Annotated in this window: 13 protein-coding genes; 3 read left to right on the plus strand and 10 right to left on the minus strand. The window is 71.5% G+C overall.

Annotation, left to right across the window (positions count from 1 at the left end; translation table 11 throughout):
• Nucleotides 1-123 precede the first annotated feature (123 nt).
• Complete coding sequence (locus V7793_RS21190; protein WP_336008828.1) at nt 124-1326, minus strand: FAD-dependent oxidoreductase; 1203 nt, start codon at nt 1324-1326, stop codon at nt 124-126.
• 145 nt (nt 1327-1471) lie between these two features.
• Entirely contained in the window at nt 1472-2734 is a 1263-nt protein-coding gene (locus V7793_RS21195; RefSeq protein ID WP_336008829.1) for a carboxylate--amine ligase, read from the minus strand.
• 368 nt (nt 2735-3102) lie between these two features.
• Here V7793_RS21195 and fahA point away from each other — a divergent pair, with 368 nt between their 5' ends.
• The 3 genes from fahA to V7793_RS21210 all read left to right on the plus strand — a co-directional run bounded on the left by fahA (nt 3103) and on the right by V7793_RS21210 (nt 5590).
• Nucleotides 3103-4296 carry a fumarylacetoacetase gene (gene fahA / locus V7793_RS21200; RefSeq protein ID WP_336008831.1) on the plus strand — a complete coding sequence of 398 codons (1194 nt, stop codon included), beginning with the start codon at nt 3103-3105 and terminating at the stop codon, nt 4294-4296.
• Nucleotides 4293-4985: a GOLPH3/VPS74 family protein gene (locus tag V7793_RS21205; protein ID WP_336008834.1), complete on the plus strand. Its 693-nt coding sequence runs from the start codon at nt 4293-4295 to the stop codon at nt 4983-4985. Before fahA ends, V7793_RS21205 begins: the two co-directional genes overlap by 4 nt.
• 92 nt (nt 4986-5077) lie before the next feature.
• Entirely contained in the window at nt 5078-5590 is a 513-nt protein-coding gene (locus V7793_RS21210; protein ID WP_336008835.1) for a hypothetical protein, read from the plus strand.
• Between the two features lie 63 nt (nt 5591-5653).
• Here V7793_RS21210 and nuoN read toward each other — a convergent pair whose 3' ends face one another.
• The 8 genes from nuoN to V7793_RS21250 all read right to left on the minus strand — a co-directional run.
• Entirely contained in the window at nt 5654-7306 is a 1653-nt protein-coding gene (gene nuoN / locus V7793_RS21215; RefSeq protein WP_336008836.1) for an NADH-quinone oxidoreductase subunit NuoN, read from the minus strand.
• Nucleotides 7303-8928 (minus strand): NADH-quinone oxidoreductase subunit M, encoded by a 1626-nt coding sequence (locus V7793_RS21220; protein ID WP_336008838.1) that lies wholly within the window; start codon nt 8926-8928, stop codon nt 7303-7305. The genes nuoN and V7793_RS21220 overlap by 4 nt, the downstream gene beginning before the upstream one ends.
• Nucleotides 8929-8930: 2 nt before the next feature.
• Complete coding sequence (gene nuoL, locus V7793_RS21225) at nt 8931-10826, minus strand: NADH-quinone oxidoreductase subunit L (protein WP_336008839.1); 1896 nt, start codon at nt 10824-10826, stop codon at nt 8931-8933.
• Nucleotides 10827-10838: 12 nt separating this feature from the next.
• Nucleotides 10839-11138: an NADH-quinone oxidoreductase subunit NuoK gene (gene nuoK, locus V7793_RS21230; RefSeq protein ID WP_058047640.1), complete on the minus strand. Its 300-nt coding sequence runs from the start codon at nt 11136-11138 to the stop codon at nt 10839-10841.
• Nucleotides 11135-11995 (minus strand): NADH-quinone oxidoreductase subunit J, encoded by an 861-nt coding sequence (locus V7793_RS21235; protein ID WP_336008841.1) that lies wholly within the window; start codon nt 11993-11995, stop codon nt 11135-11137. The genes nuoK and V7793_RS21235 overlap by 4 nt, the downstream gene beginning before the upstream one ends.
• Nucleotides 11992-12627, minus strand: a complete 636-nt coding sequence (nuoI, locus tag V7793_RS21240; RefSeq protein WP_336008842.1) for an NADH-quinone oxidoreductase subunit NuoI — start codon at nt 12625-12627, stop codon at nt 11992-11994. Before nuoI ends, V7793_RS21235 begins: the two co-directional genes overlap by 4 nt.
• A 5-nt stretch (nt 12628-12632) precedes the next feature.
• Nucleotides 12633-13946, minus strand: coding sequence for an NADH-quinone oxidoreductase subunit NuoH (nuoH, locus tag V7793_RS21245; protein ID WP_336008845.1), 1314 nt, complete (start codon nt 13944-13946; stop codon nt 12633-12635).
• Between the two features lie 62 nt (nt 13947-14008).
• The coding region (locus tag V7793_RS21250; protein WP_336008843.1) for a molybdopterin dinucleotide binding domain-containing protein at nt 14009-14300 on the minus strand (292 nt) is incomplete at its 5' end.

Genomic DNA, 14300 nt, shown 5'->3' on the forward strand with positions numbered 1-14300 from the left:
CCGCCTGCTGCCCTACCCCTACGGGCTACGGCAGCACCAAGGGTTACGGCCGTACTCCGGGTTACGGCATACGCCCCGGGGCACGGCGGCACCCGGGGTTACGGCAGCACCCCGCACCCGGGGTTACGGCAGCACCCCCACCGCACGCGCCAGCCGCGGCGAGGCGTACTCCGTACCGCAGACGAACCGCATGACCGGGCCGTAGCTGGCCGCGGCCGGCAGGCCCGTGAAGAACAGCCCCGGTACCGAGGCGCGGTAGCCGGGGCCGAGCCGGGGGCCGCCCGCGCCGACGGCGAGCCTGGTGCGCAGGCCGTGGCCGAGGAAGTCCATGGCCGCGAGGTCGACCCGGTAGCCCGTCGCCGCGATGACGTGGTCGGCGGCGAGCTCCCCCGCGCCCGAGCCGTCCGGGGCGGCGAGGCCGAGGACGGGGCGGCCCTCCTCGATACGGGCCGAGGTGATCCGCTTGCCCTCCGAGACATGGACCCGGCCGATGAAGCGCTCGCGCAGCCACCAGGCGCCGAGCGGGCCGAGCACGCGCTGCACGAGGAACCGCCGGGCGGGCGCCGGAAGATGGCGGAAACCATCGGCGTGGTACGAGAACGCGTAGAGCGACCAGGCCCGGCCGAAGGGGGTGTCGGGCTTCAGCCGCGGCTGGCCGTCCGGCGCCGCGCCGAAGCGGACGGCACCCTTTCGGCGGGCGACCACCCGTACCGACGCGGCCCCGGCGTCCGCCAGCAGCACCGCCGTCTCCAGCGCCGACTGCCCGGCGCCGATGACGACCACCTCGCGCCCGGCGAACCGCGACAGGTCGCGGTGCTGGGAGCTGTGCGAGATCGGCCCCGAGACGGACGGGCCGTCGGGAACGGCCGCGGCCAGCTCGGGCGGCAGCTGCTCCAGGCCGCTCAGACCCGTGGCGACCACCACCGCGCGGGCGGCGAACTGCTCCCCGGAGTCCAGCTTCAGCTCGAAGTCCGCGGCGCGCCGGTCCACGGACACCACGCGCACCTGCTCCAGCTCCGGCACCAGGCGTTCCTGGAACCACAGGCCGTAGCGCGAGAACGTCTCGACCGGGATGGTGTCCCAGTCCGACTCGAAGCGCCGCTCGCCGGTCTCCCGGCAGAAGTCGAGCAGGGTGTGGCCCGGCTGCGGCGCGTCGATGCTCGACGCCGAGGGGGTGGATTTCAGGATCATCCCGGCGGGCATGTGCTCGCGCCAGCTCACCATCGGCGAGCCGAAGACGCGGGTCGCTATCCCACGGGCCCGCAGGTGGGCGGCGGTCGACAGACCGTACGGGCCGGCCCCGATGACTGCTACGGGAAGTGTCACGAGTCCCCTCCCAGGGCGTTACTCGCTATGCATGACCGGTACTCGTTGATGACGGCGGACACTCGGCGACGGGTATTCGTCAGCGGCTGTTCTGCTGTTCGGTTGTTCGACAGCGGTCATTCGGCGACGGCTGTCCGGCGACGGGTCATTCGGCGGCGGACGCGGTGGCGCGCCTGGAGCGCCACATCTGCCACAGGTGCCGCACGCCCGGTCGTACGAACCGGGCGAGCATGGTGAAGAAGGGCTTCATGTCGTCGCGCGCGAGCCACGCCAGCTCCGTGCCGGTGGGGCGCGGCGGTGCGTGCGGGGTGCTGTAGCCGCTGCGGCGGTAGGCGGCGAGGGCGGGCAGGTCGATGTTCTCCACGATGAACCGGCGCCCGGCGGGCTGCTCGCCCTCCGGGACCTTGCGCCCGGTCAGGTCCAGGTGCAGGGCCCGCACGACGTCGATGCCGGCCTCGCTCTCGAAGAGCCGGAACTGCGCGCCCATGCGGGGGTTGAAGTCCAGCAGCTTGTACCGGCCGTCACGGCGGTCGAAGCGCCAGTCCAGGTCGACGATCCCGCAGAAACCGATCTGCTTGATGAACTGGGCCGTCATGTCGGCCAGTTCGGGATTGTCCACGACATAGGCGTTGGCGGTCATGCCCGCGTGCGGCGGCCACGAGCGCACCTTCACGCCCGTGAACATCGCGAGCGGGGTGCACTCGGCGTCAAAGTAGGCGTGCACGATCCAGTCCTCGGCCTGCTCACGGGGCAGGTACTCCTGGAGGATCACGCCCGGGGACGGGCCCCAGCCGCGCGCCAGCTGCAGCAGCTCGCGCGGCCCGCGGATGCGGGTGGTGCCGTGCACGGCGGGCTTGCGGCGGCGCTCGAACGCCTCCCTGTTCTTGGCGACGAGGGGGAAGCGGGCACGCTCCGCGAACTCCTCGATCTCCTCGAACGACGCCGGGAACAGGGCCTCCGGGGACGGCACCCCGTGCTCCACGCACAGCTCGTGCAGCCCCTGTTTGCTCGCCAGCCGGCGCGGCAGCTCCGGCTCCACCGGCGGGAAGAGGAAGCTGCCGGCGAGCTCCCCGGCATGCTCGGCGATGAGCACCGCGGCCTCTTCGTCGGTGGGCACCAGGACCGCGGGGCGGCCGATCTCGCGGCCGATCCGCAGCAGGCCCTCGACCAGCTCCGCCGGCCGCTCAGTGCCCGTGGTGCGCCAGACGAAGCCGCCGCGCAGATAGCGCGAGACGGCTGCGGGGGTCCAGCGGTCCTCCGTGATGGCGTACATGGGGATGCCGAGTCTGCCGAGGCTGCGGATCGCACCCACCCCGCCGTGGTGCAGGGGATAGTCACCGATCTTCACGATCAGTCCTGGAACGGACCGGTCCGCCGCGATGGGCGTGCTCCTGCTCGCCACCAGCATCCCCCTCGGCCCCTCAGCCGCAGCGGCCCCCCACTGTGCCTGGCCCGATTAAGGACGCTACTTCGGAATCGCCGCTTCCAGCAAGGAATTACCGGATATTGCGCGCTCTTTAGCCGGAGCTCGGACAGTGGTTCGGACGATCTGCGGGCAGCCGTTCGGGAAGCGCCCGCAGGACCGTCCGGACGGTCCTCCGCACGGCGCTCCGGGCAGCCCTGCGGACCCGCCCCGGGCGCACGGCAGGAGCCCGCCGCGAGACCCCCTCCTGACACCCCTTGCCTGCCGGCCACCAGCACGTAATGTGGGGCCGCGGGCCCCGGCGGGGCCCACCGGCTTCCCGGAGCGTCCAGGAGAGAGCGAGGCAGCGTCCCATGCCCCAGCACAGCCCCCGCGAGCTTGCCGAAGGCGACCCCTTCGGAGCGGACACCCTCCCGTACGGCGTCTTCACCACCGCCGACGCCCCGGACCGCCCCCGCATCGGCGTCCGCTACGGAACCTCCGTCCTCGACGCGGCGGCCGCGGCGGCGGCCCACGGCTCCGCGCACGGCGCCCTGCTGGAGCAGCCCACGCTCAACCCCCTCCTGGCCGCCGGCCGGGCCGTCTGGCAGGCCGTGCGCGCCGAGGTCCGCACCTGGCTGGCCGACGGGCCCTTCCACCCGCTCGCCGACGTGACGCTGCACCTGCCCTTCCAGGTCGCCGACTACGTCGACTTCTACTCCAGCGAGCACCACGCCACCAACGTCGGCCGCATCTTCCGCCCCGACGGCGAGCCCCTCACGCCGAACTGGAAGCACCTGCCGATCGGTTACCACGGGCGCGCCGGAACCGTCGTCGTCAGCGGCACCGACGTCGTGCGCCCCCAGGGCCAGCGCAAGGCGCCCTCCGACGCTCTCCCCTCCTTCGGCCCCTCGCGCCGCCTCGACATCGAGGCCGAGGTCGGCTTCGTCGTCGGCACCCCCGCCGACGCGCCCGTGGGCCTCGCGGACTTCCGCGAGCACGTCTTCGGCGTCTGCCTCGTCAACGACTGGTCCGCGCGCGACCTGCAGGCCTGGGAGTACGTCCCCCTCGGCCCGTTCCTCGGCAAGTCCTTCGCCACCTCCGTCTCGGCCTGGATCACCCCCCTCGACGCCTTCGACGAGGCCCGCACGGCGCCGCCGGAGCGCACCCACCCGCTCCTGCCCTACCTCGACGACTCGGCGGCCGAGCCCGGCGGCATCGACCTGAGCATCGAGGTGACGGTCAACGGCGCGACGGTCTCCCGGCCGCCGTTCTCCGCCATGTACTGGACCGCCGCCCAGCAGCTCGCGCACATGACGGTCAACGGCGCGACGCTGCGCACCGGCGACCTCTTCGCCTCCGGCACGGTCAGCGGCCCCGAGCCCGACCAGCTCGGCTGCCTCCTCGAACTCACCGCCGGCAAGGGCCCGTGGCTGGAGGACGGCGACGAGGTCACCCTCACGGCCTGGGCACCCGGCCCGGACGGCTCCCGCATCGGCCTCGGCGAGGTCACCGGCCGCATCCTCCCCGCCCGCGACGTCCCCGCCCGCGGCGACGCCACGGCATGACCGCCGACGCCCCGCGCCCCACGCTCGCCGAGGAGCTGCTGCTGCTCTGCTTCGACCCGGACAGCGGCCGCAAGCTGATGCGCGCCGGCCACTCCTCGGCGTACGGCGTGGCCGGGGCGGCGCTGGCCGAACTGCGGCTGGCCGGGCGGGTCGTGGAGGAGCACGGCCGGGTACGGGTGACGAACCCGCTGCCGCCGGACGACCCGCTGCTGGCCGCGGCGCTGGCGAGCCTGGCACAGCCCGGCAAGGACGCGAAGCGCGGCGGGCCGCGCACGGCCCGCTGGGTGCGGAGCGCGTCGGGGCGCCTCGAAGAGACCCTGCTGGCCCGGCTGGCGGAGCGGGGTGCGGTGCGCGTGGAGTCCCGCCGCTTCCTCGGCCTCATCCCGTACCGGCACGCTTCCGTGGGCACGGTGGATCTGACGACGGCGGCGCGGGAGCGCTTCGAGCTGGCCCGGCGCGGCGGATTCGCCGATCCGCGCGCCCGCGCGCTCGCCGCCCTGGCGTCCGCCATCGGCATATCGGGCTCGCTCTGCCCCGGCTGGGGGCGCCGGACCGAGCGGCAGGCCATGCGGCGGCTCGTCCGTACGGACTGGGCGGCGCGGGCCGTGCACAAGAACGTGATGAGCGACAGCGCGGACGGCGGTGGCGGCGCCGACGGAGGAGGCGGGGGTGACGGCGGAGGCGGGTGATTCCGCCCAACCCCCGCCGCCCGGTAAGGACTTCAGGACGGCCGGATCAGAGCTGCTAATTTGTCGTGTCCATAACCACTCGGAGGAGACACGTGCGCAAGGCAGTACAGATCACGGGGGCGGCACTCTGCGCCGCTGTGCTGATGACCGGTTGCAGCAGCGAGAGCGACGGCGGCAAGAAGGACGACAAGCCGGCCGGCGGTGCCACGCCGGCCTCCCAGGCCCCGGCCGGGCAGCCGTCGGCGCCCGCCGCCGACGCCAAGCGCGCGACGGCGGCCGAGCTCGCGGGCGGCTGGTCCAACAGCGGCAAGCTCACCGACAAGAGCCTCGTCATCCTGTCGTTCGCCCAGGACAAGGTGATGCTCAGCGGGAAGACCGCCTGCTCGGGCACGCTCGTCGACAACTCCCAGCCGGCGACGATCACCATCAAGCACTGCCAGGACGGCAGCACGGACTACAGCACGGGCACCATCAAGGACTTCGACGGCAAGTCCTTCACCGTGGCCTGGGCCTCCGGCAAGCAGGACAAGATGACCAAGGCCGTGGGCGGCGACGGCAAGCCGGCAGGCCTCCCGGGCGGCCTGCCCGCGAAGCCGGCGAGCTGACTCCGCACACGGCTCGGCCCCTGACCCCCGGGAGGGTCAGGGGCCGAGCCGTGAGGCGTACGGCTACCGCACGAACACCCCTGCCTGCCCGGCCAGATCGAGGAAGTACTGCGGCGCCACGCCGAGGACGAGCGTGACCGCGACGCCGATCGCGATGGCCGACGACGTCAGCGGGCTCGGCACCGCCACCGTCGGCCCGTCCGCCTTCGGCTCGCTGAAGAACATCAGCACGATCACCCGGATGTAGAAGAACGCGGCGATCGCCGAGGACGCCACGCCGACGATGACCAGCGCCCCGGCCCCGCCCTGCGCCGCCGCCTTGAACACGGCGAACTTGCCCGCGAAGCCGCTCGTCAGCGGAATGCCGGCGAACGCCAGCAGGAAGACCGCGAAGGTGGCGGCCGTCAGCGGCGAACGGCGGCCCAGCCCCGCCCACTTGGACAGGTGCGTGGCCTCCCCGCCCGCGTCGCGCACGAGTGTCACGACCGCGAAGGCGCCGAGGGTGACGAAGGAGTACGCGCCCAGGTAGAACAGCACGGACGACACGCCCTCGGGAGTCGTCGCGATGACGCCCGCGAGGATGAAGCCCGCGTGTGCGATGGAGGAGTAGGCCAGCAGCCGCTTGAGGTCGGTCTGCGTGACGGCCACGATCGCGCCGACCAGCATCGTGATGATCGCGACGCCCCACATCACCGGCCGCCAGTCCCAGCGCAGCCCCGGCAGGACCACGTACAGCAGCCGCAGCAGCGCGCCGAAGCCGGCGACCTTGGTGGCCGCGGCCATGAAGCCTGTGACGGGCGTGGGGGCGCCCTGGTAGACGTCCGGCGTCCACATGTGGAAGGGCACCGCGCCGACCTTGAACAGCAGGCCCATCAGCACGAGCGCGGAGCCGATCAGCAGCAGGGCGTCGTTGCCGGTGGTGGCGGCGAGGGCCGGGTCGAGCGTCCGCACGGAGCCGTTCACGACGTCGGCGATGCCGGCGTAGGTGACCGTGCCGGCGTAGCCGTAGAGCAGGGCCACGCCGAACAGCAGGAAGGCCGAGGAGAAGGCGCCGAGCAGGAAGTACTTCACGGCCGACTCCTGCGACAGCAGCCGCTTGCGGCGGGCCAGCGCGCACAGGATGTACAGCGGGAGGGAGAAGACCTCCAGCGCGACGAAGAGCGTCAGCAGGTCGTCCGCGGCGGGGAAGATGAGCATGCCGCCCACCGCGAAGAGGACGAGGGGGAAGACCTCGGTGGTGGTGAAGCCGGCCTTCACCGCTTCCTGCTCGGCCTTGCCGCCGGGCACGGCCGCGCCCTGGGCGGCGAAGGAGTCGACGGGCCTGCCGTGCGCCGCCGGGTCCAGGCGCCGCTCGGCGAAGGTGAACACGGCCACCAGGGAGACCAGGAGAATGGTCCCCTGCAGGAACAGCGCCGGGCCGTCGACGGCGACGGCGCCCATGGCGGCGGCGTGCGCCTTGCCGGTGGCGTAGCCTCCGGCGGCCAGGGCGACGACGGCGGCGAAGGCCGCGGCCAGGGCGACGCAGGACAGCAGCAGTTGCGCGTGGTAGCGGGCGCGCCGCGGGAGGAAGGCCTCCACGAGGATGCCGAGCACCGCGGCGCCGAGCACGATCAGCGTCGGTGACAGCTGGGCGTACTCGATGTGCGGCGCCGGGATCTTCTGCGGCGCGGCGGCCGACATCGTCCACAGGCTGTGGACGGATGCTGCGTGGCTCACTTCGCGGCCTCCACATCGTTCACGTCGGGCTGGGGGTCGGCCTCGTGCACCTGCGACATCGTGTGCCGGACGGCCGGGTCGAGGATCTCGGTCACCGGCTTGGGGTAGACGCCGAGGAGGAGCAGCAGGGCGATCAGCGGCGTGACGACGACCAGCTCGCGCGCCCTGAGGTCGGGCATGCCCCGCACCTCCTCCTTCACCGGCCCGGTCATGGTGCGCTGGTAGAGCACGAGGACGTAGAGGGCGGCGAGCACGATGCCGAGGGTGGCCACCACACCGGCGGCCGGATAGCGGCTGAACGTGCCGACGAGGACGAGGAATTCGGAGACGAACGGCGCGAGGCCCGGCAGCGACAGCGTCGCGAGACCGCCGACGAGGAAGGTGCCGGCGAGGACCGGGGCGACCTTCTGCACGCCGCCGTAGTCCGCGATGAGCCGCGAGCCGCGGCGGGAGATCAGGAAGCCGGCGACGAGCATCAGCGCGGCCGTGGAGATGCCGTGGTTGACCATGTAGAGCGTCGCGCCGCTCTGGCCCTGGCTGGTCATCGCGAAGATGCCGAGCACGATGAAGCCGAAGTGGGAGATCGAGGCGTAGGCGACCAGCCGCTTGATGTCGCGCTGCCCGACCGCGAGCAGCGCCCCGTAGAGGATGCTGATCAGCGACAGGACGACGATGACGGGGGTCGCCCACTTCGAGGCCTCCGGGAAGAGCTGGAGGCAGAAGCGGAGCATCGCGAAGGTGCCGACCTTGTCGACCACGGCGGTGATCAGCACGGCGATGGGGGCGGTGGCCTCGCCCATGGCGTTGGGCAGCCAGGTGTGCAGCGGCCACAGCGGGGCCTTCACGGCGAAGGCGAAGAAGAAACCGAGGAACAGGGCCCGTTCGGTGGTGGTCGCGAGGTCCAGCTTGCCGGCGGCGCGCGCCTGGACGATCTCCTGGAGGGAGAAGGTGCCGGTGCCGAGCTGGTCGGCGGTGACCGCGTACAGCCCGATGACGGCGGCCAGCATGATCAGCCCGCCGACGAGGTTGTAGAGGAGGAACTTCACCGCGGCGTACGAGCGCTGGGCGGCGGCGTCCCCCTCGGTGCGCTCGCCCGTGCGGTCCCCGAAGCCGCCGATGAGGAAGTACATCGGGATGAGCATGGCTTCGAAGAAGATGTAGAAGAGGAAGACGTCGGTGGCCTCGAAGGAGATCACCACCATCGCCTCGACCATGAGGATCAGCGCGAAGAAGCCCTGGGTGGGCCGCCAGCGGGACGATCCGTCCGCAGCGGAGCTGCTGCCGGACACAGCCTGGGGGTCGGCGTCGTGCCAGCCCGCCAGCATGATGAACGGGATCAGCAGCGCGGCCAGGGCGATCAGGACGACCGCGATGCCGTCCACGCCCAGCTCGTAGCGGACCCCGAAGTCCTTGATCCAGGCGTGCGACTCGGTGAGCTGGAAGGGCCCCTTCGCGTCGGGGTCGAAGCGCACGAGCTGCACGGCCGCCAGGACGAGCGTCGCGAGCGAGAAGGCGAGCGCGAGCCACTTGGCGGCGGTGCGGCGCCCGGCCGGCACGGCCGCGGTGGCGACCGCGCCGACCGCGGGGACCGCGGCCGTGAGCGTCAGCAGGGGAAAGGACATGGCTAAACCGCCCTCATCAGCAGGGTGGCGGCGATGAGCACCGCCGCACCGCCGAACATCGAGACCGCGTACGAACGGGCGTAGCCGTTCTGCAGCTTGCGCATCCGGCCCGACAGGCCGCCCACGGAGGCGGCGGTGCCGTTGACGACGCCGTCGACCAGGGAGTGGTCGACGTAGACCAGGCTGCGGGTGAGGTGCTCGCCTCCGCGGACCAGCACGACGTGGTTGAAGTCGTCCTGCAGGAGGTCGCGCCGGGCGGCCCGGGTGAGCAGGCTGCCGCGGGGGGCCGTGACGGGGACGGGCCGGCGCCCGTACTGCGCCCAGGCGATCGCCACGCCGATCACGAGCACGACCATGGTGGCCGCGGTGACGGTCAGGGCGCTGACGGGCGAGTGCCCCTCCGCGTGCCCGGTGACCGGCTCCAGCCACTTCAGGAAGGTGTCGTTGATGCTGAACAGGCCGCCGGCGAAGACCGATCCGAAGGCCAGGACGACCATCGGGACCGTCATCGTGCGCGGCGACTCGTGGGGGTGCGGCAGCTCGCCCCGGGCGTCGGGCTGCCAGCGCTTCTCGCCGAAGAAGGTCATGAGCATCACGCGGGTCATGTAGTAGGCGGTGATGGCCGCGCCCAGCAGGGCCGCGCCGCCCAGGATCCAGCCCTCGGTGCCGCCCTTGGCGAAGGCGGCCTCGATGATCTTGTCCTTGGAGAAGAAGCCGGACAGCCCGGGGAAGCCGATGATGGCGAGGTAGCCGAGGCCGAAGGTGACGAACGTGACCGGCATGTACTTCCGCAGGCCGCCGTAGCGGCGCATGTCGACCTCGTCGTTCATGCCGTGCATGACGGAGCCGGCACCGAGGAAGAGACCGGCCTTGAAGAAGCCGTGCGTCACCAGGTGCATGATCGCGAAGACGTAGCCGACCGGTCCCAGCCCGGCGGCCAGGATCATGTACCCGATCTGGGACATGGTGGAGCCGGCCAGGGCCTTCTTGATGTCGTCCTTCGCGCAACCGACGATCGCACCGAAGAGGAGCGTGACCGCGCCGACCGTGACCACCGCGGTCTGGGCGTCCGGCGCGGCGTTGAAGATCGCGCCGGAGCGGGTGATCAGATAGACGCCGGCGGTCACCATCGTGGCCGCGTGGATGAGGGCCGAGACCGGCGTCGGGCCCTCCATCGCGTCCCCGAGCCAGGACTGCAGCGGCACCTGGGCGGACTTGCCGCAGGCGGCGAGCAGCAGCATCAGCCCGACGGCCGTCAGCTTGCCCTCGCCCGCCTCCGTAGCCCGCTCCAGGACGGGGCCGAACGCGAAGGTGCCGAACGTGGTGAACATCAGCATGATCGCGACGGACAGGCCCATGTCGCCGACCCGGTTGACGAGGAAAGCCTTCTTGGCGGCGGTGGCCGCGCTCGGCTTGTGCTGCCAGAAGCCGATCAGCAGGTACGAGGCGAGGCCGACGCCCTCCCAGCCCACGTACAGCAGGAGGTAGTTGTCCGCGACGACGAGCAGGAGCATCGCGGCGAGGAAGAGGTTGAGATAGCCGAAGAAGCGCCGCCGCCGCTCGTCGTGCGCCATGTAGCCCACCGAGTAGAGGTGGATGAGCGTGCCCACGCCCGTGATCAGCAGGACGAAGGTCATCGACAGCTGGTCGAGGTGGAAGCCGACGTCCGCGCGGAAGCCGCCGACGGGCACCCAGCTGAAGGCCGTGGCGTCCAGCGTGCGGTCGTCGGCGTCGCGGCCGAGCAGCGCGGCGAAGAGCACCACGCCGATCGCGAGGGACACCGCCGCGAACAGCGTGCCGATCCAGGGCCCGCCGCGGTCGAGCCTGCGCCCGCCGCACAGCAGCACGGCCGCGCCCAGCAGCGGTGCCACGACGAGCAATCCGATGAGGTTCTCCACGTCAGCGTCCCCTTACAGCTTCAGCAGGCCGGCGTCGTCCACCGAGGCCGAGTGCCGGGAGCGGAAGATCGTCACGATGATGGCGAGGCCCACCACGACCTCGGCCGCGGCCACGACCATCGTGAAGAAGGCGATGATCTGGCCGTCGAGATTGCCGTGCAGCCGGGAGAAGGTGACGAAAGCCAGGTTGCAGGCGTTCAGCATCAGCTCGACGCACATGAAGATGACGATCGCGTTCCGCCGGATGAGCACGCCGGCCGCCCCGATGGTGAACAGGAGGGCCGCCAGGTAGAGGTAGTTGACCGGGTTCACTTGCTCGCCCCCTTCGCGCCTGCGTCCTCGCTGCGGCCGCGCTCCTGCCAGTCGCCCGAGCGCTGTTCCAGGGCCGCCAGGTCCTCCAGGGCCTCGCCCGAGACGTCACGGACCTGGCCGCGGGCCCGCAGGGTGGGGCTGACGGTGAGGTCGGACGTCGTGCCGTCCGGGAGGAGGCCCGGGATGTCGACGGCGTTGTGCCGGGCGTAGACGCCCGGGGCGGGGAGCGGGGTGATCTGCTTGCCCTCGCGGACGCGCCGCTCGGCGAGCTCGCGCTGGGTGGCGGCGCGCTCGGTGCGCTCGCGGTGGGTGAGCACCATCGCGCCGACGGCCGCGGTGATCAGCAGGGCGCCGGTGATCTCGAACGCGAAGACGTACTTGGTGAAGAGGAGGGCGGCGAGGCCCTCCACATTGCCCCCGGCGTTGGCCCGGCCGATGCCGTTGAACTCCTTCAGGGAGGCATTGGCGATGCCGGCCATGAGGAGGATGCCGAAGCCGAGCACGCACAGGGCGGCGAGCCACCGCTGGCCCTTGATGGTCTCCTTGAGGGAGTCGGCGGCGGTGACGCCCACGAGCATGACGACGAAGAGGAACAGCATCATGATCGCGCCGGTGTAGACGACGATTTGGACGACGCCGAGGAAGTAGGCGCCGTTGGCGAGGTAGAACACCGCCAGGACGATCATGGTGCCGGCCAGCGAGAGGGCGCTGTGCACGGCCTTCTTCATGAAGACGGCGCCCAGCGCCCCGAGGACGGCGACGACCGCCAGGATCCAGAACTGGACCGCCTCACCCGTCGAGGTGGTGGAGGCGGCCGAGGCGGCCAGGGAGGAGACGACCGGAGAAGAGGCGCTCATGCGTCGGCCCCTTCCTCGTCCGCCCGGGCCGCAGGCCCTGATGGATGCTGTTCTCCCTTGGTGACCGCGATCTGGCGGACGGTGCCGGGTGCGGCCTCCGTCACCAGGCCGCGGTAGTAGTCCTGTTCGGTCATGCCGGGGAAGATCGCGTGCGGGCTGTCGACCATGCCCTCCTCCAGGCCGGCCAGGAGCTCCTCTTTCGTATAGATGAGCGACTCGCGGCTGCTGTCGGCCAGTTCGTACTCGTTGGTCATGGTGAGGGCGCGGGTCGGGCACGCCTCGACGCACAGGCCGCACAGGATGCAGCGGAGGTAGTTGATCTGGTAGACGCGGCCGTAGCGCTCGCCCGGCGAATAGCGCTCCTCGTCCTTGTTGTCCGCGCCCTCCACGTAGATGGCGTCGGCGGGACAGGCCCAGGCGCACAGCTCGCAGCCGATGCACTTCTCCAGGCCGTCCGGGTGCCGGTTGAGCTGGTGGCGGCCGTGGAAGCGGGGGGCCGTGGGCTTCTTGTACTCCGGGTACTGCTCGGTCAGCCGCTTCTTGAACATGGCCTTGAAGGTCACGCCGAAGCCGGCCACGGGATTGCGGGGGGTGTCGCGGGGATCATCGCCCCGCGCGGGTTCGGTAGCCACCGCCGTCAGCCCTCCTTTCCGTCACGCACAGTATCGGGCCCGCCACTGACAATGAGCTCTCCGTCACGGCGCGGCCTGCGGCGCGGCACCGGCGGAAGGGTCTGCCCGGGCAGCGGCGGCACGGGGAACCCGCCGCCCGTCGGGTCGAACTCCCGCTCCGGCGCGGCCTCTCCGTCGCCCTGCCCGCGCTCGCCCTTGCGGAAGATGTCCGCCACGAAGGAGAGCAGCAGGACCGCGACGACGGCGCCGCCGACGTACAGCACGATCTGCTGGAAGTCGTAGTTCTCGTTCCGCAGGGCCCGCACCGAGGCGACGAGCATCAGCCACACCATCGAGACCGGGATGAGGACCTTCCACCCCAGCTTCATGAACTGGTCGTAGCGCAGCCGCGGCAGCGTCCCGCGCAGCCAGATGAAGAAGAACAGCAGCAGCTGCAGCTTGATCACGAACCACAGCAGCGGCCACCACCCGTGGTTCGCGCCCTCCCAGAACGCCGAGACCGGGTACGGGGCCCGCCAGCCGCCCAGGAACAGCGTCACCGCCACCGCCGAGACGGTGACCATGTTGACGTACTCGGCCAGCATGAACATCGCGAACTTGATGGAGGAGTACTCGGTGTTGAAGCCGCCGACCAGGTCGCCCTCGGACTCCGGCAGGTCGAACGGCGCCCGGTTGGTCTCCCCCACCATCGCCACGATGTAGACCAGGAAGGACACCGGCAGCAGCAGCACGTACCAGCGGTCGTGCTGGGCCTCCACGATCGCCGAGGTCGACATGGACCCGGAGTAGAGGAAGACGGCCGCGAAGGAGACGCCCATCGCGATCTCGTAGGAAATCATCTGCGCGCACGAGCGCAGGCCGCCGAGCAGCGGGTACGTCGAGCCGGACGACCAGCCCGCGAGCACGATGCCGTAGATGCCCACCGAGGCCGTGGCGAGGATGTAGAGCACGCCGATCGGCAGGTCCGTGAGCTGCATCGTGGTGCGGTGCCCGAAGACCGAGATCTCGTTGCCGGCCGGGCCGAAGGGGATCACGGCGATCGCCATGAACGCGGGCACGGCCGCCACGACCGGGGCGAGCAGATAGACCGCCTTGTCCGCCCGCTTGACGATCACGTCCTCTTTCAGCATCAGCTTGATGCCGTCCGCGAGGGACTGCAGCATGCCCCACGGGCCGTGCCGGTTGGGGCCGATGCGCAGTTGCATCCACGCAACGACCTTGCGTTCCCAGACGATCGAGAACAGCACGGTCAGCATGACGAACGCGAAGCAGAAGACCGCCTTGACGACGACCAGCCACCACGGGTCCCGGCCGAACATCGACAGGTCCTCGGCGGCCAGTCCGGTCAGTCGGTGAGCCTGCACAGCTTCCACAGCGTTCACTACCGCGCCTCCGGTGTCCCGGTCCCGGTGCCCTCACCGGAATCCGCCCCGATCCGTACGAGCTCGCCGGGGCGCGCGCCGGTGTCCCCGGCGACGCCGCCGCCGGCCGAGTTCAGCGGCAGCCACACCACGCGGTCCGGCATGGCCGTCACGCGCAGCGGCAGCCGCACCGTCCCGGCCTGGCCCGTCACCGCCAGCAGCTCGCCGTCGCGCACGCCCACCTCCGCGGCGGTCGCCGCGGACAGCCGGGCGAGTGCCGCGTGCCGCGTGCCGGCGAGGGCGTCGTCACCG

The organism is Streptomyces sp. KLMMK (genome assembly GCF_036961605.1).
GTDB lineage: Bacteria > Actinomycetota > Actinomycetes > Streptomycetales > Streptomycetaceae > Streptomyces > Streptomyces telluris.